The sequence below is a fragment of the Microbacterium sp. JZ101 genome, assembly GCF_053903175.1.
The window spans coordinates 2,094,199-2,117,491 of sequence record NZ_CP096400.1; the positions used below are offsets into that span (position 1 = coordinate 2,094,199).

Here is a 23,293-nt window from a genome sequence, read left to right on the forward strand (position 1 = left end):
GGCCCTCCGTCCGGGGAGGCCGGTCCCGCTCGCCCGATAGCCTGGTGTGCATGAGCGATGAACGAAAGGTCTGGGGCGTCGGCCTCGCGACCACCGCCGGCGATGGCACGGTTCTGGACACCTGGTACGGCGAGCTGGGCACGGGCGCGGCCGACGAGGCCGCGGTCGCGACCGCCCTCGAGCGCGTGGCCGCCTCGGCGGGCCCCGACGAGCGCCGCAACGTGACCGTCGACGCCGTGCGCGTCGAGATCGACCTCGACGAGGCGCCCGCGTCCACATCGGACGCGTACCTCCGCCTGCACGCCCTCTCTCACCGCCTCGTGAAGCCCAACGAGCTGAACCTCGACGGGATCTTCGCGCACCTCCCGAACGTCGCATGGACGACCGCAGGCCCCATGCATCCGGACGACCTCACCCGGCTGCGTCCCGCGCTCCAGCGCGCGGCCATCCAGGTGCAGTCCCTCGACAAGTTCCCGCGTCTGACCGACTACGTCCTCCCGCCCGGCGTGCGCATCGCGGACACCTCGCGCGTGCGCCTCGGGGCGCACCTGTCGCCGGGGACGACGGTGATGCACGAGGGATTCGTGAACTTCAACGCCGGCACGCTCGGCGCCTCGATGGTGGAGGGCCGCATCTCCCAGGGTGTCGTGGTCGGCGACGGCAGCGACGTCGGCGGCGGCTCCTCGATCATGGGGACGCTGTCGGGCGGCGGCACGCACCGCGTGTCGATCGGCCGGCGCACGCTGCTCGGCGCGAACGCCGGCATCGGCATCTCGCTCGGCGACGACTGCGTCGTCGAGGCGGGCCTCTACGTCACGGCGGGCACGAAGGTGCTGCTCGTCGACGAGCCGCCCACCGCCGACGGCACGCCCCGTGTCGTGAAGGCCGCGACGCTGCACGGAGCCGACGGCATCCTCTTCCTCCGGAACTCGACGACCGGGGCGATCGAGGCCCGACGTCGCAAGGGCGTCGGCGTGACGCTCAACGAGGCCCTGCACGCCTGAGCGGGGCCTCGCCGGAACGCGAAGAGGGCCGGACGTCGCACGACGTCCGGCCCTCTTCGCGTTCCGCTACGCGGTCGGGTACTGCCGCTCGGGCGAGCCCGTGAAGAGCTGCTGGGGGCGGCCGATCTTCGTCTTCGGGTCGAGCGTGAGCTCGCGCCAGTGGGCGAGCCAGCCCGGCAGGCGCCCGATCGCGAACAGCACCGTGAACATCCGCGTCGGGAAGCCCATCGCCTTGTAGATGACGCCGGTGTAGAAGTCGACGTTCGGGTAGAGGCGGCGCTCCTTGAAGTAGTCGTCGTTGAGGGCGATCTCCTCGAGCTCCTTCGCGAGGTCGAGGAGCGGATCGGTCACGCCCAGCGCCGTGAGGACCTCGTCCGCCGACTCCTTGACGAGCTTCGCGCGCGGGTCGTAGTTCTTGTAGACGCGGTGACCGAAGCCCATGAGCTTCACGCCGTCTTCCTTGTTCTTGACGCGCTCGACGAAGCGCTGCACGCTCTGACCGGAGTCGCGGATCTGCGCGAGCATCTTGAGCACGGCCTCGTTCGCGCCGCCGTGGAGCGGCCCCGAGAGGGCGTGGATGCCGGCCGACACCGACGCGAACTGGTCGGCGCCCGTCGAGCCGACCAGGCGCACGGTCGACGTCGACGCGTTCTGCTCGTGGTCCTCGTGCAGGATGAGGAGGCGCTCGAGAGCCCGCGACATGACCGGGTTCACCTCGTACGGCTCGCTCATGACGCCGAAGTTCAGACGGAGGAAGTTGTCGACGAAGCTCAGCGAGTTGTCCGGGTACAGGAACGCCTGCCCGATCGACTTCTTGTGCGCGTAGGCCGCGATGACGGGGAGCTTCGCGAGCAGGCGGATGATGTTGAGCTCGACGTGCTCGGGGTTCGCCGGGTCGGACTGGTGCTCGTAGTAGGTCGAGAGGGCCGAGACCGCCGACGAGAGGACGGCCATCGGGTGGGCGCCGTCGGGCAGCGCCGAGAAGAAGCGCTTGAGGTCCTCGTGGAGGAGCGTGTGACGGCGGATGCGGTCGTCGAAGTCGGCCAGCTCGGACGCCGAGGGCAGCTCGCCGTAGATGAGCAGCCAGGCCACCTCGAGGAAGCTCGAGTTCTTCGCGATCTGCTCGATCGGGTAGCCCCGGTAGCGCAGGATCCCCTGGTCTCCGTCGATGTACGTGATGGCAGACGCGGTCGAGGCGGTGTTGACGAACCCGTAGTCGAGGGTCGTGTGTCCCGTCTGACGCATGAGCGTCGAGATGTCGATGCTCGGGAGTCCGGACCTGCCCTGCAGGACCGGGAACTCCGCCGTCTTGTCACCGATCGTGAGGGTGGCCTTGTCGGCCGGGATTCCCGCGTCGCTCACAGCGCCTCCTGGCGGATCGTCTTCGCGACTTCTTCGGTCGCCTTGGATCTCGGTCGGCCGCCGGTCAGGCGGCACGGCACATGCCCGGTCGAGTGCGCGAGCCCTGTGCTTCTACAGCCTATCGGTCGTCCCGCCTACCTGTGAAAACTCCCAAACGGCCGGGCGATGCGTGGAGGATTCCTACGAAGACGCGCCCGCGAGACGATGCGCCGCGGCGGCGATGCGCTCGTCGCTCGCCGTGAGCGAGAACCGCACGTGCTGCGGGAAGTGCGGGCCGTAGAAGACGCCGGGGCCCGCGAGGATGCCGAGATCCGCGAGCCGGCCGATCGACTCCCACGCGTCGCGCCCCTCGGTCGCCCAGAGGTAGAGCCCGGCCTCGCTGCGGTCGATCCGGAAGCCGGCCGCCTCGACGGCGGGGCGGAGGATGTCGCGACGGGAGCGGTAGCGCGCCTTCTGCTCCTCGACGTGCGCGTCGTCGCGGAGCGCGACGGCCATCGCGTGCTGCACGGGCGCGGGCGGCATCAGCCCGAGGTGCTTGCGCGCGGTGAGGAGCTCGCCCACGATGCGCCCGCACCCGGCGATGAAGGCCGCGCGGTAGCCGGCGAGGTTCGACTGCTTGCTCAGCGAGTACACGCTGAGCAGACCGGCGCGGCTGCCGCCCGTGACCCGGGGGTCGAGGACCGACGGCACGGGCTCGCTCGCCCACGGGCCGTCCCAGCCGAGCTCGGCGTAGCACTCGTCGCTCGCGAGCACGGCGCCGATCTCGCGGGCGCGGCGCACGGCGGCCGCGAGCTCGTCCACGGTCCACGTGCGCCCGTCGGGGTTGCCCGGGGTGTTGATCCAGATGAGCTTCGCGCCCTCCGGCCATTCGGCGGGGTCGTCGACGGCGACCGGCGTCGCGTTCGCGACGCGCGCGCCGACCTCGTACGTCGGGTACGCGGCGCGCGGATGCACGACGATGTCGCCCTCGCCGAGGCCGAGCAGCGTCGGCAGGAGCGCCACGAGCTCCTTCGACCCGATCGTCGGCAGGACGTTGCGGGGTGCGAGGTCGGGCACGCCGCGGCGGCGCGCGTACCACTCGACGATCGCCTCGCGCAGCGCGGGGGTGCCCACGGTCTGCGGGTACGCGTGCGCATCGGTGGCCTCCGCGAGCGCGTCGCGGACGATCGCGGGGGTCGGGTCGACGGGCGAGCCGATCGAGAGGTCGACGAGCCCGTCGGGGTGAGCGGCAGCCCGCTCACGATACGGGACCACGGCGTCCCAGGGGTAGTCGTCGAGGTCGCGGACGCCCATCCGCTTACTCGCCCTGGGGCGGGAGGGCGGCGATGAGCGGGTGGTCCTTCTCGATCACGCCGACCTTCGACGCGCCACCGGGCGAGCCGATGTCGTCGAAGAACTCCACGTTCGCCTTGTAGTAGTCCTGCCACTCATCGGGCAGGTCGTCCTCGTAGTAGATCGCCTCCACCGGGCACACCGGCTCGCACGCACCGCAGTCGACGCACTCGTCCGGATGGATGTACAGCGACCGCTCGCCCTCGTAGATGCAGTCGACCGGGCACTCATCGATGCACGCGCGGTCCTTGACGTCCACGCAGGGAAGGGCGATCACGTAAGTCACGCCCTCAATCCTACGCGCGCGCGAGGCCCGTCGCCCGGAAGGCGAGCCTAAGCCGAGCCGGACGCCATCCGGCGCAGCTTCGCCATGTCGGGCCACGCGACAGCGACGAGGACGATCCCGGCGAGGAGGAAGGTCCACACATAGCCGAAGGGGAACTCCCCCTCCGCCGGCATCGGGACGACGACGGAGCCGCCGGGGCCTCGCCCCGAGTAGATCGTGAGCGCTCCGAGCATGCCGATGCCCGCCGCGAGAGCCGACCACCGATCATCCGTCAGGAGCCGCAACGACGTGAGCAGCCCGCCGCACGCGATCGCGGCCAGCACCATCCCGACGGGCACGGCGCCCCACGTGAAGGAATGGGCGATCGTGCTCGCGACGCCGAACACCGCGCCCGCGCAGAGCGCGACGAGCCACGTGACGACGTGCGCGAGACGATCGCCCCTCATGCTCAGCCCTGGCGCTTGAGGCGCGAGGCGGCGCGGGCGCGCTCGGTGGCGTCGAGGATCACCTTGCGGATGCGGACGGCCTCGGGCGTCACCTCGACGCACTCGTCCTCGCGCGCGAACTCGAGCGACTCCTCGAGCGAGAGCAGACGCGGGGGCGTCATGGACTCGAACGAGTCGGCCGTGGAGGAGCGCATGTTGGTGAGCTTCTTCTCCTTGGTGATGTTCACGTCCATGTCGTCGGCGCGCGAGTTCTCGCCCACGACCATGCCCTCGTACACCTCATCGGTCGGCTTGACGAAGAACGTCATGCGCTCCTGCAGCGCGATCATCGCGAACGGCGTCGCGACACCCGCGCGGTCGGCCACGATCGAGCCGTTCTGACGCGCGACGATCTGCCCGGCCCATTCGCCGTAGCCGTGCGAGATCGCGTTGGCGATGCCGGTTCCACGGGTGATCGAGAGGAACTCGGTGCGGAAGCCGATGAGGCCGCGCGACGGCACGATGAACTCCATGCGGATCCAGCCGGTGCCGTGGTTGATCATGTTGTCCATGCGGCCCTTGCGGTTCGCCATGAGCTGCGTCACGGCGCCGAGGTGCTCTTCGGGGACGTCGATCGTGAGGTGCTCGTAGGGCTCCTCGACCTTGCCGTCCGCGCTCTTGCGCGTGACGACCTGGGGCTTGCCGACCGTGAGCTCGAAGCCCTCGCGGCGCATGTTCTCGACGAGGATGGCGAGCTGCAGCTCGCCGCGGCCCTGCACCTCCCAGGCGTCGGGCTTGCCGATGTCGAGCACGCGGATCGACACGTTGCCGATGAGCTCGCGGTCCAGGCGGTCCTTGACCATCCGCGCGGTGAGCTTGTGGCCCTTGACCTTGCCGACGAGCGGCGAGGTGTTCGTGCCGATGGTCATCGAGATCGAGGGCTCGTCGACCGTGATCTGCGGCAGCGGGCGCACGTCCTCCGGGTCGGCGATCGTCTCGCCGATCATGATGTCGGGGAAGCCCGCGATGACCGCGATGTCGCCGGGGCCGGCCTCCTCGGCCGGGTACCGGTCGAGGGCCTTCGTCATGAGCAGCTCGGTGATGCGCGCGTTCTGCGTCGTGCCGTCCTGACGCACCCAGGCGACGGTCTGGCCCTTCTTGAGGGTCCCGTTGAACACGCGCAGCAGCGCGAGTCGGCCGAGGAACGCCGACGAGTCGAGGTTCGTGACCCACGCCTGCAGGGGCGCCTCGTCGTCGTACGACGGAGCCGGCACATGCTCGAGGATCGCCTCGAACAGCGGCTCGAGGTCGGCGTTGTCGGGCAGCGATCCGTCGGCGGGGCGGTTGCGCGACGCGGCGCCGGCACGGCCCGAGGCGTAGACGACCGGGACGTCGAGGAGCGCGTCGACGTCGAGGTCGGGGACGTCGTCCTGGAGGTCGCTCGCGAGCCCGAGCAGGAGGTCGTGCGCCTCCTCCTCGACCGCCGCGATGCGCGCGTCGGGGCGGTCGGTCTTGTTCACGAGGAGGATGACGGGGAGCTTCGCCTCAAGAGCCTTCCGCAGCACGAAGCGGGTCTGCGGAAGGGGACCCTCGGACGCGTCGACGAGGAGGACGACGCCGTCGACCATCGACAGGCCGCGCTCGACCTCGCCGCCGAAGTCGGCGTGGCCCGGGGTGTCGATGACGTTGATCGTCACGGGCACGTCGGTGTGCGCCCCGTTGTAGGTGATCGCCGTGTTCTTGGCGAGGATCGTGATGCCCTTCTCGCGCTCGAGGTCGTTCGAGTCCATCGCGCGCTCTTCCACGTGCGCGTGCTCGCCGAACGAGCCGGTCTGGCGCAGCATGGCGTCCACGAGGGTCGTCTTGCCGTGGTCGACGTGCGCGACGATCGCGACGTTGCGGAGATCGGAACGGTGGGCGAGCGCCATGAAGGGATCCTTCTGATGTGGGGGTTCCGCCCCGAAAGCGGGGCGTTCCATCCTATAGCGCGCTCGCGAGCGGGCGCTCAGGCTGCTCGGAGGCGGCCGGTCAGCCGGTGACGATCCCGCCCGTGACGCTGAGCGACCAGGCCGCCCACGCCGCGATCCCGGCGAGGACCAGCAGCGTCGGGATGTGCCATCCGCGGCGGACAGGGAGATCGGTCGGCCGCGCCCGCTCCCGGAAGAGCTCGAGCGTCGCGGCCTGGTCGTCGCCGGGCTGCTCGCGGCGGTTGATGTGCAGGTGGCGGCTGGCCGCGCCGGTCGCCGCGACGACCGTTCCGTCGTCGAGCGCGATCTCGAGCTGCCAGCGCATCCGGATGGCCCGCACGCGCGACCACGGGATCTCGACCACCCTCAGGCCGCCGCGCACGCGAAGGAGATCGTCGGTCGCGGTGACGCTCGGGGCGGCGAGGAGCACGTAGACGCCCCAGCAGAGCGCGAGGAGCCACGGCGCCACGAGGAGCGCGTCGAAGGGCCGCCCCCGCAGGACCGCGTCGCCGAGGAGGAGCACCGTCAGCAGGGCGGCGCACGCGAAGGCGACCCAGCCCGACGGGCGCCGGAACGAGACGCGGTACTCGGAGTCGCGCGAGCCGCTCATCGGGTCACCGCGACCGACACGGCTGCCCAGATGAGGATGGCCGCGAGCAGGCCGATCTCGCGCGCGTTCCAGGACGTGCGCACCTCTCCCCCGTCAGCCGGCGCCGCGCCATCCGCCGCGGCCTCGCGCAGCTCCCGGAGGATCTCGAGCTCGCGCTCGGCGGGCTGCGGGGTGTGAGCCCTGCCGCTCGGGCGCTTCGCGGCGGCTGCCCACGCCTGCAGGTCGCGGTCATCCGCGAGGACGAACGCGATCTGCCAGCGCAGCACGATGTCGCGCACCGCGCTCCAGGGCGCGCGCGTCGTGCGCAGCGGGTTGCGCACGACGACGCCGTCCTCGTCGGCGTGGACGCTCGGCGCGAAGAGGAACGTCCAGACGAACCAGACCGGCAGGAGCAGCCAGGGCGCGATGAGCACGGCGTCGACCGCGCTCCCGCGGACGACGACGTCGCCCAGCAGGAACACGACCACCGCCGACGTGGCGAGGAGCCAGACGATCCCGGCGCTGCCGCGGATCGTCCGGCTCCTCTGCTCGGGAGGCGTCATCGGCCGCCGAGCTCGACGGTCTGGCCGGGGATCGCGTCGAGGAGGCGACGCGTGTACTCCTGCTGCGGGTCGGCAAAGATCTGGTCCACGGCGCCCTGCTCGACGACCCGCCCGTGCTCCATGACGCACACGAGATCGGCCGCCACGCGCACGACCGCGAGGTCGTGGGTGATGAACAGGTAGGTGAGCCCCAGCTCCGACTGCAGCTCGGCGAGCAGCTTCAGGATCTGATCCTGCACGAGCACGTCGAGCGCCGAGACCGCCTCGTCGAGCACGACGATGTCGGGCTTGAGCGCGAGGGCGCGCGCGATCGCGACACGCTGACGCTGGCCGCCGGACAGCTCGTTGGGGTACCGCCATGCGAGCTCGCGCGGCAGGGCGACCTGCTCGAGCAGCTCGAACACGCGGTCCCTGCGCGACGCGGCGTCGCCCACCTTGTGCACGCTCAGCGGCTCGGAGATGAGCGCGCCGATCGAGCGCAGGGGGTCGAGCGACCCGTATGGGTCCTGGAACACCGGCTGCATCCGGCCGCGCAGCGAGAAGATCTCGCGCGAGGACAGCGTCGTCGCGTCCACCCCGTCGATGAGGATGTGCCCGCTCGTCGCCTGCTCGAGCTGGAGCACCATCTTGGCGACGGTCGACTTGCCCGATCCCGACTCGCCGACGAGGGCGAGCGTCTTCCCCTTGGGGATCTGGAACGAGACGCTGTCGACGGCCCGGAACGGCTCGCTGCGGAAGCCGCCGCGCCGGATGCGGTAGTCCTTCACGAGATCGCGCACCTCGACGACGGGTGCCGCGGCGTGCAGCACCTGGGTCGTCGTCTCGATGCCCCGGTCCTCGACGCTCGCCTGGATGCGCTGCGACGCGAGGCTCGGAGCCGCGGCGACGAGGCGCTGCGTGTACGGGTGCTGCGGGTCCTCGAGGATCTCGCGGCTCGGCCCCGACTCGACGATCTCGCCCTGGTTCATCACGACGATCGTGTCGGCGCGATCGGCGGCGAGGCCGAGATCGTGCGTGATGAAGAGGACCGAGGTCCCCTTCTCGCGCGTGAGCGAGGCGAGGTGGTCGAGGATGACCCGCTGCACCGTGACGTCGAGCGCGCTCGTCGGCTCATCGGCGATGAGGAGCGCGGGGTCGGCCGCGAGGCCGATGCCGATGAGCGCTCGCTGGCGCATGCCGCCCGAGAACTGATGCGGGAACTGGTGCAGGCGCCGCTCGGCGTCCGCGAGTCCCGCCTGCTTCAGCACCTCGATCGCGCGCTGCTCGACCTCCTTGCGGCCGGTGGCGATGCCGTTCGCGCGGATCGCCTCCTTCACCTGGAAGCCGATCGACCAGACCGGGTTGAGGTTCGACATCGGGTCCTGCGGGACGTAGCCGATGCGGCGTCCGCGGATGTCCTCCATCTCGCGGCGCCCGATCTTGGCGAGGTCGACGCCCTCCAGCTCGATCGAGCCCGCGGTGACCTTCCCGGTGCCGGGGAGGAGGTCGATGATCGCCGTCGCGGTCGTCGACTTGCCCGACCCCGACTCGCCCACGATCGCGACGGTCTCGCCGCGGTGGATGTCGAGATCCACGCCGTGGACGACCTCGCGCTGCTTCTTTCCGGTGCCGAACGCGACCTTCAGCCCGCGCACGCGCAGGAGAGGCTCGGTCATGGGTGTGCCCTTCGTGAGATCGGTCATCGCTGCGCCCTCGCCTTCGGGTCGAGCGCGTCGCGCAGCAGCTCGCCGAGCGTGATGAACGCGAGCACCGCGATCGTCAGCGCGAGCGACGGCCAGAACAGCGCCATCGGCGAGGTGCGGATGGAGGTCTGCGCCTGGCTGATGTCGTTGCCCCACGACATGGTGGTGCCACCGAGGCCGACGCCGAGGAACGACAGCGTCGCCTCGGCGACGATCGCCTGCCCGAGACTGATCGTCGCGACGACGATCACCGGGGCCATGGCATTCGGCAGGACGTGCACGAGAAGCGTCTTGAACCGCGACAGGCCGAGTGCGATGGAGCCCATCACGTAGTCCGCCTGCTTCACGCGGAGCACCTCCGCGCGCATGATGCGCGCGGTCGACGCCCATGAGAACCCGCCGATCGCGAACGCGAGGACGAGCTCGTTGCGCTGCTCCTGGAGCACCGTCATCACGACGATCGCCGCGACGATGTAGGGGATCGTGAAGAAGATGTCGCCGATGCGCGACAGCAGCGAGTCGAGCCATCCGCCGTAGAACGCCGCGAGCGCGCCCATGATGACGCCGATCACGGTGCCGATGATCGTGGCGAGCAGACCGACGACCATCGACGTCCGGGTTCCCCACACGAGCCGCGACCAGATGTCGCAGCCCTGGCGGGTGAATCCGAGCGGGTGCCCGGCGGTCGGGCCGCCGTTGCTGTTGGCGAGCTCGCACCCGAGGTAGGGCGAGGTCTGCGTGAAGAGGGTGGGCCAGGCGGCGATGAGCACGATGAGCGCGCTCACCGCGAGCGCGACCCAGAACGACGGGCGACGGCGCAGGTCGCGCCATGCGTCGAGCCAGAGGTTGCTCTTCCTCTCATCGACGCGGACCGCGTCGACGACGATGGTCTGCTTCACGGGGGCGACGAAGCGCGTGTTACTTGACATAGCGGATCCTCGGGTCGAGCAGACCGTAGAGCAGGTCGACGAGCAGGTTGATGAGCACGTACACGACCACGAAGATCGTCACGAACGAGACGACCGTGGGCGTCTCGTGCCGGATGATCGCCTGGAAGAGCGTGTTGCCGACGCCGGGCACGTTGAAGATGCCCTCCGTGACCGTCGCGCCGACCATGAGGATGCCGAACTGGGTCGCGGTGTCGGTCACCATGGGGATGAGCGAGTTGCGCAGCACGTGAACGGGGATCACGCGTCGTCGCGGGAGCCCCTTCCCGTAGGCCGTGCGGACCCAGTCCTGACCGAGGGTCTCGATCATCGACGAGCGCGTCAGGCGCATGCTCGCGGCGTAGATGCTGAAGCCGAGCACGAGCGCGGGCAGCCAGAGGTCGCCCCAGTCGTTGTTCGCGCCGACGGTCGGCTTGAACCACGCGAGCTGCACGCCCAGGAAGTACTGCGCGATGAACGAGAGCACGAAGATCGGCACCGCCACGAAGACGAGCGCGATGACGAGCATGAGGTTGTCGTACACGCCGCCCTTGAGCAGGGCCGATGTGGCGCCGACCACGATCGACAGCACGAAGGCGATCGCGACCGCCATGACCGCGAGCCGCAGCGTCACGGGGAACGTGCGCGCGAGCACCGTCATCACGTCCTGACCGGAGAACGTCACGCCGAAGTCGAGGCGGAGGATGCCGCCGAGGTAGTTGAGGTACTGCACGATGAACGGCTGGTCGAGCATGTACTGCCGACGCAGGTTCTCGATCACGGCGTCCGGCGGCTGCTTCTCGCCGAAGAGAGCCGCGATCGGGTCGCCGGGCATGGCGAAGACCATGAAGTAGATGAGCAGGGTGGCGCCGAGGAACACCGGTATCACCTGCAGGAGCCGTCTGAGGACGTAGCTGGCCATCCTCTTCCTTCCTGTGGATTGAGAGATCCGTGTCGGGTCACGGAAAAGGCACCGATCATTCGGTGCCGGAGTCGGGCCCCATCATCGCCCGGCGCTTCTGAGAGCGCGCTGGGGCGAGGCATGGGGCGAGGCGGCGACGGTGACCGTCGCCGCCTCGCGGGGAGAGAGCCTGCGGCTCTCCCGTCACTCGGCCTTGGTGATCTCGCTGTAGATCGGGACCGAGTTCCAGCCGAACTCGACGTTGTCGACGGTCTCGCTCCAGCCGCCGGTCACGTTCGAGTACCACAGGGGGATGGCGGGGAGATCGGTCAGCAGGACGGTCTGCGCCTGCTGGAAGATCTCGTTCGCCTCTTCGGGGTCGGTGGCGCTGATGCCCTCGGCGATCAGCGAGTCGAACTCCTCGCTCGAGTAGTCGCCGTCGTTCGAGCCGGCGCCGGTGGCGTAGAGCGGGCCGAGGAAGTTGTACAGACCCGGGTAGTCCGCCTGCCATCCGGAGCGGAAGGCGCCGACCTGCTTGTTGTCGCGCGCGTCGAGGTACGTGGCGAAGTCGGGGTACGGCTCGCCGATCGCGGTGATCCCGAGCGTGTTCGAGATCGAGTTCGCGACCGCGTCGACCCAGGCCTGGTGGCCGCCGTCGGCGTTGTACGAGATCGTGAACTCGTCGCCGCTGTACGGGCTGATCTCGTCGGCCTGCGCCCAGAGCTCCTTCGCGAGGTCGGGGTCGTACTCGAGGACCTCGCCGCCCTCGAGCGACTCGCTCCACCCGTCGATCACGGGCGACGTGAAGTCGCTCGCGGGCGTGCGCGTGCCCTGGAAGATGACGTCGGTGATCTCCTCGCGGTTGATCGCGTGCGAGATCGCCGCGCGGCGGAGGCGCCCCTCCTCATCCGTGGCGAAGTGCTCCTGCCACTCGGGGATCGTGAGCGACTGGAAGATCGCGGCCGGCTGGTTCACCCAGCGGTCGGGCAGGTCGCTCTCGAACGTCTCGAGCGCCGAGTCCGGGATCGCGTCGAGCACGTCGACGTTGCCCGCGAGCAGGTCCTGGTAGGCGGCGTCCTGCGTCGCGTAGAAGACGATGTTCAGGCCGCCGTTCTTCGCGGCGCGGGGGCCGTCGTAGTCGGGGTTGACGACGAGGTCGATGCCCTCGTCGTGCTGCCACGCGTCCTCGCTGGCGAGCATGTAGGGGCCGTTCCCGATCGGGCTCTCGCCGAACGCCTCCATGTCCTCGAACGCGACGTCGGGGAGCGGGTAGTACGCCGAGTAGCCGAGACGCTGTGCGAAGTCGGCCGCAGGCTTGTTGAGCGTGATGGTGAACGTGTAGTCGTCGACCTGCTCGAGGCCAGTGAGCTCGGAGTCCTCGTCCCAGCTGAAGCCCTCGATGTCCTCGAAGAAGTACGAGGCGTTCTGCGCGTTCGACAGCAGCGCGCCGTAGTTCCAGGCCTTGATGAAGTTGTCGACAGTGACCTCTTCGCCGTTCGTGAACGTCAGGCCCTCGCGGATCTTCACCGTGAGCTGCGTGGGCGAGTCGACCGTGATCTCCTCGGCGACGTCGTTCACGACGGAGCCGTCGGCCTCGTACGAGATGAGGCCCGCGAAGATCGAGTCGACGATCTTGCCGCCACCGGTCTCGTTCGTGTGGGTCGGGAGCAGCGGGTTCTGAGGCTCCGAGCCGTTGGTCGTGATGACGGCGGTCGATGCGCCGTCCGTCGGCGTCTCCTCGCCGGTGTCGCCGGATCCGCTTGCGCAGCCGGCGAGCGTGATGCCGCCGACCGAGAGCAGCGCGAGCCCCGCGAGGGCGATCTTGTTGCGCTTCACAGTGATTCCTCCGATGGAAGGGGTTGTAGGTGCCTTCACGGAGCCTCGGGAGTCTCCGTGAATGCGATGAGTGAAATCTAGGCTCCGATGCGGTCTGTGACAAACCTTCAGCGGAACCGTTACAGACCCTTTACTGGAGGGGCTCTCGATTTGGCAATCTGCGCCAACACGCCGTCGACTTCATGCACATGCATCGACGGCGTTTCGCACGGTCGCATCCCCGCGCTGTGCGAGTCTCGTGGTATGAGCGCTCCCCTCCCCGCCGCGCGGCCTTCGCGACGTCGCCTCGCCTGGGAGGTCGCGATCGTCCTCGCCCTGACCCTCGGGCAGTCGGCCCTCTACTCGGTGCTCTCGCTCGTGCGCGCTCTCCTGCGGCCGGTCGCGCTCGCAGACCAGTCCGCGGCTCTGAATCCCGCGCGCGCCGAGGAGCCGCCGTGGGACGCGGTCTACCGGATCCTCGACGTCTTCTTCGACCTCGCCCTCGTCGCCCTGGTGGTGTACCTGCTCTGGGAGCCGGGGCGGAGCGCCCTGCGGCGCATCGGGCTCGATCTGCGCGCCATCCCCCGGGACCTCGGCCGTGCGGCCATCCTGCTCGTGGTCATCGGCGTGCCGGGCCTCGCGCTCTATCTCGGCGCCCGCGCGCTCGGCCTCAACGTCGACGTGCAGGCGTCGTCGGGCGTCGAGGGATGGCTCGTCCCGATCCTCGTGCTGTCCGCGGTGCGCGCGGGGCTCCTCGAGGAGGTCATCCTGAACGGATATCTCGTCGACCGGCTCGCGCGCCTGGGCTGGCGCCCCTGGTCGGTCATCCTCGCCGTGGCGGGCCTGCGCGCTGCCTACCATGCCTATCAGGGGTTCGGCGCGATCGTCGGGAACTTCGCGATGGGCGTCGTGTTCATCTGGTGCTACCGCCGCTGGGGGCGGGTCATGCCCCTCGTCATCGCGCACGCGCTCATCGACGTCATCGCGTTCGTCGGCTATCCGCTCGTCGCACCCTACCTGCCGTAGGACCCGCCCGGCCTCGGTGAGACTAGTGCCCGTCGTCGAGACTGGCGCTTCGAGCACCGGTTTCGACGACGGGAGCTAGTCTCAACGACGCACTGGTCTCGCGGGCCGTTCGTCACCGCGAACGCGGGTTGCGCACCGCCGCGAAGACCTCCGGCGACCGCGGCCTGACGCGCGGGATGCCCGCGGCGACGAGGATCCGCTCGAACGGCTCGACGCGCACGACGTCTGACCATTCCCATCGGATCACCCGGCCTGCCGCGATCTGGAGCGCGTTCTCCCGGCGCCGTTCCTCACGCAGCACGAGCGCGGTCGACGAGTCCGTCGGCTGCGCGTACTTCGCGCGCCCGTCGGCTTCGCCGATGACCCGGACGGACCTCCACCACGCGTCGACCCGGCGAACTCTCCCGTTGACGACGAACTCGACCTGCGGTTCGGGCGACTCGAACCCGAGGAGCTCCAGGACCACGCGGCTGACGCTCTCGAGGACCGACTCCGATCTCGCGTCGGCCGCTTTCAGGGCAGCACGGCCGAGGCGAGCGCCGCGCCGGTTCGGCAGCTCGCGGATGCGCCGCTCGAGGTCGTCCGACGTCAGTCCGGACCGCAGCGCGGCGTCGACGACCGCAACGCCGAACGCGAGAGGCAGCACGCGCGCGAGGTCGATCGCGGTCTCGAGCTTCGACGTCATCCGCACGCCGTCGACCCGGACGATCTCCCGCTCCGCCATGCTCGTGTGGGCGAGAACGTCTCCCCGTCGATACGAATGCCCTCGGCCCATATGCAGCAGATGGATGTCGCGCGGCTCGCCGAACACAGGGAGGGCATGTCGCACGGCAGCCGACTCGAAGCACAGCACGGGATCGCGCAACGCCGAGACGGCCGCGCTGACCCTCCGCGCATACCGCTCATACGGGGCGAGCCGCGTCCAGTCGTCGGCCGCGACGTGCAGCCCGCGTCGCATCGGCACGGTCTGCCCCACCTGCCGGCGCAGTGCCCGCAGGCTGGCGTCGCGCCCAGTCCTATGCAGCTCGTCGCGGTCGGCCATGGCTCCAGCCTCGCGAAGCGGCTCCACGAGCGTGCGACGTCGATCGTCTTCTGGAGCAGACACGCGGAGCAGGTCGGCCTGTGCACGCACCGTCGCCGCGCTCCGCGCCCCTGCCGCCTTGGGACTAGCGCCGGTCGTCGAGACCGGTGCTCCGGGCAGCAGTCTGGGCGACGAGAGCTAGTCTCACGAGTGAGGGGACGCGCCGGGCGCCGCTACACGTCCGGGATCAGGCGCTTGCCGAGGACGGCGACGTCGTCGCGGGCGTACTCGAGCTCCGCGTAGTAGTCGATGACGCCGCGGTTCTCCGCACGGACCATCAGCATGACCTTGGGGCATCCGAGCGCGAGGAGCCGTCGCTCGGCCTCCGCCACGAGCGCGCGGCCGATCCCCTCGCCGCGACGGGCGCTCGCGAGGTACGAGAGCCAGCCGCGGTGCCCGTCGTAGCCCGCCATCACCGTGCCGACGACTGCGCCGTCGTCGTCTGCCACGAGAAGCAGCTCCGGCCAGACCTCCCGAGCGCGGCGGATGTCCTTGCGCGGGTCGTTCCAGGGCCGAGTGAGCCCGGCCGCCGTCCACAGCGCCACGACCGGCTCGACGTCCGCATCCACGAGCGGGCGGATGGCGATGCTCACGATGCGAGCTCCGCGAGCGACCGCGACCAGGCCACCTCGCGATCGAGCTGCCCCGTCTCGCGGAAGAGGAGCACCTGGTGCGTGTCGGCAAGGGCCGCTGCCAGCTCCTCCCGATCGGCCGGGACGAACCCGAGCTTCCGCCAGAACGGCCCGGACCGGCGGGAGAACAGCCACGCCGTCGTGGCACCCGCCTCCGCCGCCCGCGCGAGCGCGAAGCGCGCGAGAGACGTCCCCGTGCCGGCCGCGCGGCCATCCGGATGCACGGCGACGCTGCGGATGAGCGCGTGGCGGCCGTCGGCGCTCGCCTCGTAGCCGGTCGTCTCGACGATGCGGCCGGCGGCGTCGCGACGCAACCAGAGGCGCACCGACGGAGCGTCGAGGCCGCTCGTCGTGAGGTCGACCAGGCGCAGGAACGCCTCGACGTCGCCCGAGTCGGCGGCCGCCATCGGGACCAGAGCGGTCATGCGCGAGCCGCCTCCCGGTGCCGCTCGAGTCGCGCCTCGAGGCCGAGCCGCACGGCCGCCCACTCGTGCGGCAGGATCGAGAAGACCACGGTGTCGCGCACGTGCCCGTCGGGGAAGATCGCGTGGGCCCGCAGCACGCCGTCCTGCCGGGCGCCGAGACGGGCGATGGCGGCGCGCGACTGGTGGTTGTGCCAGTGGGTGCAGAACTGCACGCACACGCAGTCGAGCTCGTCGAACGCGCGCTCGAGCAGCAGCAGCTTCGCGGCCGGATTCACGCCGGTCCCCTGCGCCGAGCGCGCGAGCCACGTGTACCCGATCTCGACGCGGCGGTTCGGCGCGTCGATGTTGCAGTAGGTCGTCATGCCGAGCGCACGCCCCGTCCGGGCATCCACGACGGCCCAGGGCGCCATCCGCCCGGCCGCCTGCTCCCCGAGCCGCCGGTCGATCTCCGCGGCGACCCCGTCGGGCGAGGGGATGCGCGTGTACCAGGTCCGCCAGAGGTCGCCCTCCGCGACAGCCGCCGCCAGGTCGTCGTGATGCGCGGAGCTCAGCGGCTCCAGACGGACGATGTCGTTCTCGAGCACGGGGTTCGCAGCGAAGTCCACCGATCCACGCTATCGGTCGCCGCGACGTCCGCCCGCATAGGATCGCCTCATGGCGACCCCCGACTTCATCCTGCGACTGCGCGAGAGGATCGGGACCGACCCCCTGTGGCTCACGGGCGTGACCGCGGTCGTGCTGCGCGGCGATGGCGCAGAGCGCGAGGTGCTGCTCGTCCGGCGCGCGGACAACGCCCGCCTCACGCCGGTCACGGGCATCGTCGATCCCGGCGAGGAGCCCGCGGTGTCGGCCGTGCGCGAGGTGCTCGAGGAGGCCGCCGTCGTCGCCGAGGCCGAGTCGCTCGCGTGGGTCCACGCGACGCGGCCGATGACGTACGCGAACGGCGACCAGGCGCAGTACCTCGACCTCGTCTTCCGCTGCCGCTACGTCTCCGGCGAGCCGCACCCGGAAGACGGCGAGAACACCGAGGCGATGTGGCGCCGACTCGACGATCTGGGCGACGTCGACGCCGAGATGCGCGAGCGGATCCGGATGGCCGCCGCCGGCCATCCCCACGCGCGCTTCGAGACCTGATCCCGTCCCGCCCCGTCCCGTCACGCCCCGTCCCATCCGTCGGACTAGCGCCCGTCGTCGAGACCGGCGCGGGGAGCGCTAGCCTCGACGACGGGCGCTAGTCTCGACGACCGGCGCTGCTAGGCGAACGCCTCGATCGGCGGGCACGCGCACACGAGGTTGCGGTCGCCGTAGGCCTGGTCGATGCGGCGCACGGGCGGCCAGTACTTCGCCGAGCCGACTCCGGCGGGGTAGACCGCGGTCTCACGCGTGTACGGATGGTCCCACTCGCCGGCGATCGCGGCCGCGGCGGTGTGCGGGGCGTTCACGAGCGGGTTGTCCTCCACGGGCCACTCCCCCGCGCCCACGCGCTGCGCCTCGGCGCGGATCGCGATCATCGCGTCGACGAAGCGGTCGAGCTCAGCGAGGTCCTCCGACTCGGTCGGCTCGACCATGAGCGTGCCCGCCACCGGGAACGACATGGTGGGCGCATGGAAGCCGTAGTCGATGAGGCGCTTGGCGACGTCGTCCACGCTCACCCCGGTCTCGGCCTTGAGCGGCCGGAGATCGAGGATGCACTCGTGCGCGACGCGGCCCTGCTCGCCCGTGTAGAGCACGGGATAGTGGTCGGCGAGGCGCGCGGCGACGTAGTTCGCCGCCACGACCGCCGCGTCTGTGGCCTGCGTGAGCCCCTCGAGGCCCATCATGCGCACGTACGCCCACGAGATCGGCAGGATGCCGGCCGACCCGTACGGCGCGGCCGACACGGGGCCGATCCCCTCGGTGTCGCCGTCGCCCTGCGCGAGGGCGTGCGAGGGCAGGAACGGCGCGAGATGCGCCTTCGCCGCGACCGGGCCGACGCCGGGCCCGCCGCCGCCGTGCGGGATCGCGAACGTCTTGTGCAGGTTGAGGTGCGAGACGTCGCCGCCGAGGTCGCCGAACCGCGCGTGCCCGAGCAGCGCGTTCAGGTTCGCACCGTCGATGTAGACCTGGCCGCCCGCATCGTGGACGGCCGCGGTGATCTCGAGCACGTCGTGCTCGTACACCCCGTGCGTCGACGGGTACGTGATCATGAGCGCCGCGAGCGCATCGGCGTGCTGCGCGATCTTCGCGCGCAGGTCGTCGAGGTCGACGTTGCCGGCCTCGTCGCACGCGACGACGACCACGCGCATGCCCGCGAGCACGGCGGACGCCGCGTTCGTGCCGTGCGCGGAGGACGGGATGAGGCACACGTCGCGGTGCACATCGCCGCGCGAGCGGTGGTACCCGCGGATGGCGAGGAGGCCGGCGAGCTCGCCCTGCGACCCGGCGTTCGGCTGGAGCGAGACGGCGTCGTACCCGGTGAGATCGGCGAGCCAGCCCTCGAGCTGATCGATGAGCTCGAGGTAGCCGATCACGTCCTCCCGCGGCGCGAACGGGTGGATGCGCCCGAACTCCGGCCACGTGATCGCGGCCATGGCGGTCGCGGCATTGAGCTTCATCGTGCACGAGCCGAGCGGGATCATGCCGCGGTCGAGCGCGTAGTCCTTGTCGGCGAGTCGCTTGAGGTAGCGCATCATCGCCGTCTCGGAGCGGTGGCTCGAGAACACGGGGTGCGTGAGGAAGGGCTCCGTCCGGACGAGCTCCTGCGGGATCGCGACGGCGCCCGCCCCCTCGCCGCGCGCGCCTCCGAAGGCGCCCGCGACCGCGGCGAGCTCCGTCGACGTCGTCGCCTCGCCCACCGAGATGCCGACGGTGTCGGCGTCGACGCGGTGCAGGAGCACGCCGGCGTCGTGCGCCGCCGCCACGACGGCGTCCGCGCGGCCCGGCACGCGCACGCGGAGCGTGTCGAAGAACGCGCCGTCGACCACGTCGGCGCCCGCGTCCTCGAGCCATCCGCGCAGCTTGGCGGCCTTCTCATGCACGCGGGTCGCGATCTCCCGGAGGCCGTCAGGCCCGTGGTAGACGGCGTACATCGCCGCCATGACGGCGAGGAGCACCTGCGCGGTGCAGATGTTGCTCGTCGCCTTCTCACGGCGGATGTGCTGCTCGCGCGTCTGGAGGGCGAGACGGTACGCGAGCTGCCCGTCCGCGTCCTTCGAGACGCCCACGAGCCGGCCCGGGAGCTGGCGCTCGAGGCCCTGGCGCACGACCATGAATCCCGCGTGCGGGCCGCCGAACCCGAGCGGCACGCCGAAGCGCTGCGACGACCCCACGACGATGTCGGCGCCGAGCGAGCCCGGCGACGCGATGAGGGTGAGCGCGAGCAGGTCGGCCGCGACGACGGCCTGGCCGCCCGCGACGTGCACGGCGTCGATGACGCCCTGCGGGTTCCAGATGCGGCCCGACGCGCCCGGGTACTGGATGAGCGCGCCGAAGACCGACTCGGGCAGCGCCGCGCCGCCCGCGAGGTCGAGCTCCACGACCTCGATGCCCACGGCCTCGGCGCGCACGCGGAGCACGTCCTTCGTCTGCGGGAGCGCGTCGGCGTCGACGACGAACACGTCGGAGCCGCCGCGCACCGCGCGGCGCGCCACGAGCATGCCCTCGACGGCGGCGGTCGCCTCGTCGAGCATCGACGCGTTCGCGACCGGGAGCCCCGCGAGGTCGGCGACCATCGTCTGGAAGTTGAGCAGCGCCTCGAGGCGCCCCTGCGAGATCTCGGGCTGGTAGGGCGTGTACGCCGTGTACCAGGACGGGTTCTCGAGCACGTTCCGCTGGATGACCGACGGCGTGAGGGTGTCGCTGTAGCCGAGCCCGATCATGGGGGCCAGCACCCGGTTGCGCGCGGCGAGCGAGCGGAGCTCGGCGAGCGCCGCCGCCTCCGACACGCCGTCGCGCGGGATGGCCGAGCCCGCGGAGCCGAGATCGCGGATGACCGCGGGCACGGCCGCCGACAGGACGGCGTCGACCCTGCCGTCGAAGCCGATGACCTCCGCCATCCGCTCCTGGTCGGCGCCGGTCGTGCCGATGTGGCGCGCGGCGTACGCTCCGAAGCCCGCGGCGCTCACGCCTCGGCACCCGTGAGCGCGGCGTAGGCGGCGCGATCGAGGAGGCCGTCGACGTCGCCGGTCACGCGGACGCGGACGAGCCACGCGTCCTCGAACGGCGACTCGTTCACGAGCCCGGGGTTCTCGTCGACCGCGCTGTTGACCTCGACGACCGTCCCGTCGACGGGGGCGTACAGCTCGGACACGGACTTGGTGGACTCGATCTCGCCCATGACCTGGCCTGAGGCGACGGACGCGTCGGCGGCGGGCAGGTCAACGAAGACGACGTCGCCGAGCTGCTCGGCGGCGTAGTCGGTGACGCCGATCGTGGCGATGTCGCCGTCGATGCGGATCCACTCGTGCTCGGCGGTGTAGAGCAGCGCGTTGAGGTCGGTCATTTCTTCCTCCGGTAGAAGGGCGGGGTGGTCGGGGTGGCGGGGATGCGGGTGCCGCGGACGTCGACGGACAGGTCGTCGGCGTCCCTGGCCTCCTGGTCGACGTACGCGAGGGCGATCGGATGGCCGAGGGTCGGGCTGAGCGCGCCGCTCGTGATCTCGCCGACCTGGTGGTCGCCGCGGAACACGCCGTAGCCCGCGCGCCCGGCGCGGCGGCCCTCCATCGTGAGGCCGACGAGCACGCGCTCGCCCGGCCGCGCGTCGAGCGCCCGCGCGCCCACGAAGTCGCCCTTGTCGGCGGCGACGACGCGGCCGAGCCCAGCCTGCGACGGGAAGATGTCGCGCGCGAGCTCGTGCCCGTACAGGGGCATGCCCGCCTCGAGACGCAGCGTGTCGCGCGCGGCGAGTCCGGCCGGCACGAGGCCGTGGGGCGCTCCGGCCGCGAGCAGCGCGCGCCACAGCTCGACGGCGCGGTCGGCGTCGATGCAGAGCTCGAAGCCGTCCTCTCCCGTGTAGCCGGTGCGCGCGACGAGCAGCGGCGTGCCCGCGAACTCCGCGTCGGTCCACGCGTAGTTGCGCAGCTCGTCGAGCGGCAGGCCGAAGCCGCCCACCTCGGGCGCGCTCTCGAGGATGGCCTGGGCGCGCGGCCCCTGCAGGGCGATGAGCGCGAGGCGATCGGAGGCGTCCTCGAGGTCGGCGTCGAAGCCCGCGATGCGCGCCGACACCTCGGCGGCGACGGTGCGGCGGTTGCCCGCGTTGGCGATGATGAGGAACTCGTCGTCGGAGAGCCGGTACACGACGAGGTCGTCGATGATGCCGCCGTCCTCCGCGAGCATCATCGTGTACTTCGCGCGGCCGACCGCGACGGCCGACAGCCGCCCGGCGAGAGCGTAGTCGAGGAACGCGCCGGCGCCCGCGCCGCGCACGAGGATCTCGCCCATGTGCGAGATGTCGAACAGCCCCGCCGCCTCGCGCACGGCGCGATGCTCGGCGAGATCCGACGTGTAGCGCACGGGCATCCACCACCCGCCGAAGTCGGTGAACGACGCTCCCTGCGCCTCGTGCTCCGCCTGCAGCGGCGACCGCCGCAGGCCCTCCGAGGCGGAGGCGGTCGATTCGTCTGTGCTCACGCGGTTCTCCTCAGCATTCGACCACGTTGACGGCCAGGCCGCCCCTCGCGGTCTCCTTGTACTTGTCGCTCATGTCGCGGCCGGTCTGCCGCATGGTCTCGATGACGGCGTCGAGCGAGACGCGGTGCGTCCCGTCGCCCCACATGGCCATCTTGGCGGCATTGACCGCCTTTCCGGAGGCGATCGCGTTGCGCTCGATGCACGGGATCTGCACGAGGCCGCCCACCGGGTCGCACGTGAGACCGAGGTTGTGCTCCATCGCGATCTCGGCCGCGTTCTCGACCTGCTCCGGCGTGCCGCCGAGCACGGCGGCGAGAGCGCCCGCCGCCATCGACGACGCCGAGCCGACCTCGCCCTGGCAGCCGACCTCGGCGCCCGAGATCGAGGCGCGCGCCTTGTAGATCGAGCCGATCGCCGCGGCCGTCAGCAGGAACTCGACGGCCACATCGTCGCGGTGCTTCCCCGCGGCGACCGCGGGCGTGTAGTGCGTCGCGTAGTGCAGCACGGCGGGGATGATGCCCGCGGCGCCGTTCGTCGGCGCGGTGACGACCCGCCCGCCCGCCGCGTTCTCCTCGTTCACGGCGAGCGCGACGAGGTTCACCCACTCCTGGGCGTACGCGGGGCTGCGGTCGGGGTCCTCCTGGAGAAGCCGTGCGTGCCACTGCGGAGCGCGGCGACGGACGCGCAGGCCCCCTGGCAGCTCTCCGTCGGCGCGCGTGCCGGCCGCCACGCACTCGTCCATCGCGTCGCGGATCCGCAGGACCCCCTCGCGGACGTCGTGCGCAGACCGCAGCGCGCTCTCGTTGCGCAGCGCGATCTCGGCGATGCCCGCCTGCTCGGCCGCGCAGATCGCGAGCAGCTCCGACGCGGTCGAGAACGGATGCGGAACGGGCGTCTCGGTCGCCGTGGCCTCCTCGCCCTCGCGGACGATGAATCCGCCGCCGACCGAGTACCACGTGCCGTGCGCGAGCGTGCGACTCGCGGCATCCCTCGCCGTGAAGCGCAGCGCGTTCGTATGGCGGGCGAGCACGGTGAGCGGCGCGAGGCGGATGTCGCGCGCACGCAGCGGGACGGACCCCGTGCCACCCAGGCGGACGACGCCGTCGCGCTCGATGCGCTCCGCGCGAGCGGACACCTCGTCGGCGCGCACGACGTCAGGGCGACACCCCTCGAGGCCGACGAGCACGGCCGTGAGCGTGCCGTGGCCGGCGCCCGTGGCGGCGAGCGAGCCGAACAGCTCGACCTCGAGGGCCGCGACGAGCGGGATCCGCTCGGCGAGCTCGTCGGCGAACGCCGCGGCCGCGCGCATCGGGCCCACGGTGTGCGAGCTCGACGGCCCGATGCCGATCGTGAACAGGTCGAAGACCCCGACGAACGGCGCCCGGTCGCCGAGGGCGGTTCCGGCACGGCCGACGTCGTCGTCTGTCGTGTGCACCATCGAGGAACTCCCGTCTTCGGCACCCTCGCCGTGAGGGTGCGCCGAGTTCCTCCCGCTCTGTCATAGGCCTGAGAGTTTCCGCGGCGCCGCAGCTCCGCTTGCCCCGTCGGCGGGCGCGTGTGCGCCGCTTTCCAGAGTGACCTGCCGCCACGGTACGTGGGCCTGAGAGATTCCGGGAGGGGTTGCTCCTACGGCAGCCGCGCGAGCGCGGCATTCTCCCGTGACGGGTGGA

General features: G+C 71.1%; 22 protein-coding genes and 2 riboswitches. Of the genes, 3 read left to right on the plus strand and 19 right to left on the minus strand.

Annotation, left to right across the window (positions count from 1 at the left end):
• Positions 1–50: 50 nt before the first annotated feature.
• Complete coding sequence (gene dapD, locus M1D56_RS09830) at positions 51–1,004, plus strand: 2,3,4,5-tetrahydropyridine-2,6-dicarboxylate N-succinyltransferase (protein ID WP_456283427.1); 954 nt, start codon at positions 51–53, stop codon at positions 1,002–1,004.
• A 66-nt stretch (positions 1,005–1,070) separates the two neighbouring features.
• On the opposite strand, the gene M1D56_RS09835 is transcribed toward dapD, so the two are convergent.
• The 11 genes from M1D56_RS09835 to M1D56_RS09885 all read right to left on the minus strand — a co-directional run bounded on the left by M1D56_RS09835 (position 1,071) and on the right by M1D56_RS09885 (position 12,873).
• Positions 1,071–2,366 carry a citrate synthase gene (locus tag M1D56_RS09835; RefSeq protein ID WP_271172155.1) on the minus strand — a complete coding sequence of 432 codons (1,296 nt, stop codon included), beginning with the start codon at positions 2,364–2,366 and terminating at the stop codon, positions 1,071–1,073.
• A 180-nt stretch (positions 2,367–2,546) separates the two neighbouring features.
• Positions 2,547–3,659 (minus strand): succinyldiaminopimelate transaminase, encoded by a 1,113-nt coding sequence (dapC, locus tag M1D56_RS09840; protein WP_271172156.1) that lies wholly within the window; start codon positions 3,657–3,659, stop codon positions 2,547–2,549.
• Positions 3,660–3,663: 4 nt separating this feature from the next.
• Complete coding sequence (gene fdxA, locus M1D56_RS09845; RefSeq protein WP_271172157.1) at positions 3,664–3,984, minus strand: ferredoxin; 321 nt, start codon at positions 3,982–3,984, stop codon at positions 3,664–3,666.
• Positions 3,985–4,031: 47 nt separating this feature from the next.
• Complete coding sequence (locus M1D56_RS09850; protein WP_282978038.1) at positions 4,032–4,430, minus strand: histidinol dehydrogenase; 399 nt, start codon at positions 4,428–4,430, stop codon at positions 4,032–4,034.
• Between the two features lie 2 nt (positions 4,431–4,432).
• Positions 4,433–6,337 (minus strand): translational GTPase TypA, encoded by a 1,905-nt coding sequence (typA, locus tag M1D56_RS09855; RefSeq protein WP_456283428.1) that lies wholly within the window; start codon positions 6,335–6,337, stop codon positions 4,433–4,435.
• 100 nt (positions 6,338–6,437) lie between these two features.
• Positions 6,438–6,986, minus strand: a complete 549-nt coding sequence (locus M1D56_RS09860) for a PH domain-containing protein (protein ID WP_456283430.1) — start codon at positions 6,984–6,986, stop codon at positions 6,438–6,440.
• Positions 6,983–7,528, minus strand: coding sequence for a PH domain-containing protein (locus M1D56_RS09865; RefSeq protein ID WP_456283431.1), 546 nt, complete (start codon positions 7,526–7,528; stop codon positions 6,983–6,985). Before M1D56_RS09865 ends, M1D56_RS09860 begins: the two co-directional genes overlap by 4 nt.
• Positions 7,525–9,183, minus strand: coding sequence for an ABC transporter ATP-binding protein (locus M1D56_RS09870; protein ID WP_324014479.1), 1,659 nt, complete (start codon positions 9,181–9,183; stop codon positions 7,525–7,527). Before M1D56_RS09870 ends, M1D56_RS09865 begins: the two co-directional genes overlap by 4 nt.
• Positions 9,184–9,206: 23 nt before the next feature.
• On the minus strand, positions 9,207–10,139 hold the full coding sequence (locus tag M1D56_RS09875; protein ID WP_271172163.1) for an ABC transporter permease: 933 nt from the start codon (positions 10,137–10,139) through the stop codon (positions 9,207–9,209).
• Positions 10,129–11,058, minus strand: coding sequence for an ABC transporter permease (locus M1D56_RS09880; RefSeq protein ID WP_271172164.1), 930 nt, complete (start codon positions 11,056–11,058; stop codon positions 10,129–10,131). Before M1D56_RS09880 ends, M1D56_RS09875 begins: the two co-directional genes overlap by 11 nt.
• A 183-nt stretch (positions 11,059–11,241) precedes the next feature.
• Positions 11,242–12,873, minus strand: coding sequence for a peptide ABC transporter substrate-binding protein (locus M1D56_RS09885; RefSeq protein WP_271172165.1), 1,632 nt, complete (start codon positions 12,871–12,873; stop codon positions 11,242–11,244).
• Positions 12,874–13,116: 243 nt separating this feature from the next.
• Between M1D56_RS09885 and M1D56_RS09890 the strand changes: the two genes are divergently transcribed.
• On the plus strand, positions 13,117–13,878 hold the full coding sequence (locus M1D56_RS09890; protein WP_456283433.1) for a CPBP family intramembrane glutamic endopeptidase: 762 nt from the start codon (positions 13,117–13,119) through the stop codon (positions 13,876–13,878).
• 112 nt (positions 13,879–13,990) lie between these two features.
• On the opposite strand, the gene M1D56_RS09895 is transcribed toward M1D56_RS09890, so the two are convergent.
• The 4 genes from M1D56_RS09895 to M1D56_RS09910 all read right to left on the minus strand — a co-directional run bounded on the left by M1D56_RS09895 (position 13,991) and on the right by M1D56_RS09910 (position 16,621).
• A complete protein-coding gene (locus M1D56_RS09895) occupies positions 13,991–14,920 on the minus strand; it encodes a hypothetical protein (RefSeq protein ID WP_456283435.1) in 930 nt (309 codons plus the stop codon).
• A 212-nt stretch (positions 14,921–15,132) separates the two neighbouring features.
• On the minus strand, positions 15,133–15,552 hold the full coding sequence (locus M1D56_RS09900; protein WP_456283436.1) for a GNAT family acetyltransferase: 420 nt from the start codon (positions 15,550–15,552) through the stop codon (positions 15,133–15,135).
• The gene (locus tag M1D56_RS09905; RefSeq protein WP_456283438.1) at positions 15,549–16,016 is read right to left on the minus strand and encodes a GNAT family N-acetyltransferase; all 468 of its coding nucleotides are present in this window, start codon (positions 16,014–16,016) and stop codon (positions 15,549–15,551) included. Before M1D56_RS09905 ends, M1D56_RS09900 begins: the two co-directional genes overlap by 4 nt.
• Positions 16,013–16,621 (minus strand): GNAT family N-acetyltransferase, encoded by a 609-nt coding sequence (locus M1D56_RS09910; protein WP_456283439.1) that lies wholly within the window; start codon positions 16,619–16,621, stop codon positions 16,013–16,015. The genes M1D56_RS09905 and M1D56_RS09910 overlap by 4 nt, the downstream gene beginning before the upstream one ends.
• A 49-nt stretch (positions 16,622–16,670) precedes the next feature.
• Between M1D56_RS09910 and M1D56_RS09915 the strand changes: the two genes are divergently transcribed.
• Positions 16,671–17,150, plus strand: a complete 480-nt coding sequence (locus M1D56_RS09915) for an NUDIX hydrolase (RefSeq protein ID WP_271172171.1) — start codon at positions 16,671–16,673, stop codon at positions 17,148–17,150.
• Positions 17,151–17,269: 119 nt separating this feature from the next.
• Here M1D56_RS09915 and gcvP read toward each other — a convergent pair whose 3' ends face one another.
• From gcvP to M1D56_RS09935, 4 genes are all read right to left on the minus strand, one after another.
• Entirely contained in the window at positions 17,270–20,050 is a 2,781-nt protein-coding gene (gcvP, locus tag M1D56_RS09920) for an aminomethyl-transferring glycine dehydrogenase (RefSeq protein ID WP_456285230.1), read from the minus strand.
• Between the two features lie 65 nt (positions 20,051–20,115).
• Complete coding sequence (gene gcvH / locus M1D56_RS09925) at positions 20,116–20,496, minus strand: glycine cleavage system protein GcvH (protein WP_271173689.1); 381 nt, start codon at positions 20,494–20,496, stop codon at positions 20,116–20,118.
• A complete protein-coding gene (gcvT, locus tag M1D56_RS09930; RefSeq protein ID WP_456283440.1) occupies positions 20,493–21,623 on the minus strand; it encodes a glycine cleavage system aminomethyltransferase GcvT in 1,131 nt (376 codons plus the stop codon). Before gcvT ends, gcvH begins: the two co-directional genes overlap by 4 nt.
• A gap of 10 nt (positions 21,624–21,633) precedes the next feature.
• Positions 21,634–23,061 carry an L-serine ammonia-lyase gene (locus M1D56_RS09935; RefSeq protein ID WP_456283441.1) on the minus strand — a complete coding sequence of 476 codons (1,428 nt, stop codon included), beginning with the start codon at positions 23,059–23,061 and terminating at the stop codon, positions 21,634–21,636.
• 47 nt (positions 23,062–23,108) lie between these two features.
• Positions 23,109–23,201, minus strand: a riboswitch (glycine riboswitch).
• A riboswitch (glycine riboswitch) is annotated at positions 23,202–23,292 on the minus strand.
• Between the last annotated feature and the right edge of the window lies 1 nt (position 23,293).

Excerpts from the sequence above, each read along its gene's own strand:
- dapD (WP_456283427.1), top strand. The coding sequence starts at position 51 with ATGAGCGATGAACGAAAGGTCTGGGGCGTCGGCCTCGCGACCACCGCC.
- dapC (WP_271172156.1), bottom strand. The coding sequence starts at position 3,659 with ATGGGCGTCCGCGACCTCGACGACTACCCCTGGGACGCCGTGGTCCCG.
- M1D56_RS09850 (WP_282978038.1), bottom strand. The coding sequence starts at position 4,430 with ATGAGGGGCGATCGTCTCGCGCACGTCGTCACGTGGCTCGTCGCGCTC.
- typA (WP_456283428.1), bottom strand. The coding sequence starts at position 6,337 with ATGGCGCTCGCCCACCGTTCCGATCTCCGCAACGTCGCGATCGTCGCG.
- M1D56_RS09860 (WP_456283430.1), bottom strand. The coding sequence starts at position 6,986 with ATGAGCGGCTCGCGCGACTCCGAGTACCGCGTCTCGTTCCGGCGCCCG.
- M1D56_RS09865 (WP_456283431.1), bottom strand. The coding sequence starts at position 7,528 with ATGACGCCTCCCGAGCAGAGGAGCCGGACGATCCGCGGCAGCGCCGGG.
- M1D56_RS09870 (WP_324014479.1), bottom strand. The coding sequence starts at position 9,183 with ATGACCGAGCCTCTCCTGCGCGTGCGCGGGCTGAAGGTCGCGTTCGGC.
- M1D56_RS09875 (WP_271172163.1), bottom strand. The coding sequence starts at position 10,139 with ATGTCAAGTAACACGCGCTTCGTCGCCCCCGTGAAGCAGACCATCGTC.
- M1D56_RS09880 (WP_271172164.1), bottom strand. The coding sequence starts at position 11,058 with ATGGCCAGCTACGTCCTCAGACGGCTCCTGCAGGTGATACCGGTGTTC.
- M1D56_RS09890 (WP_456283433.1), top strand. The coding sequence starts at position 13,117 with ATGAGCGCTCCCCTCCCCGCCGCGCGGCCTTCGCGACGTCGCCTCGCC.
- M1D56_RS09895 (WP_456283435.1), bottom strand. The coding sequence starts at position 14,920 with ATGGCCGACCGCGACGAGCTGCATAGGACTGGGCGCGACGCCAGCCTG.
- M1D56_RS09905 (WP_456283438.1), bottom strand. The coding sequence starts at position 16,016 with ATGACCGCTCTGGTCCCGATGGCGGCCGCCGACTCGGGCGACGTCGAG.
- M1D56_RS09915 (WP_271172171.1), top strand. The coding sequence starts at position 16,671 with ATGGCGACCCCCGACTTCATCCTGCGACTGCGCGAGAGGATCGGGACC.
- gcvP (WP_456285230.1), bottom strand. The coding sequence starts at position 20,050 with ATGGCGGAGGTCATCGGCTTCGACGGCAGGGTCGACGCCGTCCTGTCG.
- gcvH (WP_271173689.1), bottom strand. The coding sequence starts at position 20,496 with ATGACCGACCTCAACGCGCTGCTCTACACCGCCGAGCACGAGTGGATC.
- M1D56_RS09935 (WP_456283441.1), bottom strand. The coding sequence starts at position 23,061 with ATGGTGCACACGACAGACGACGACGTCGGCCGTGCCGGAACCGCCCTC.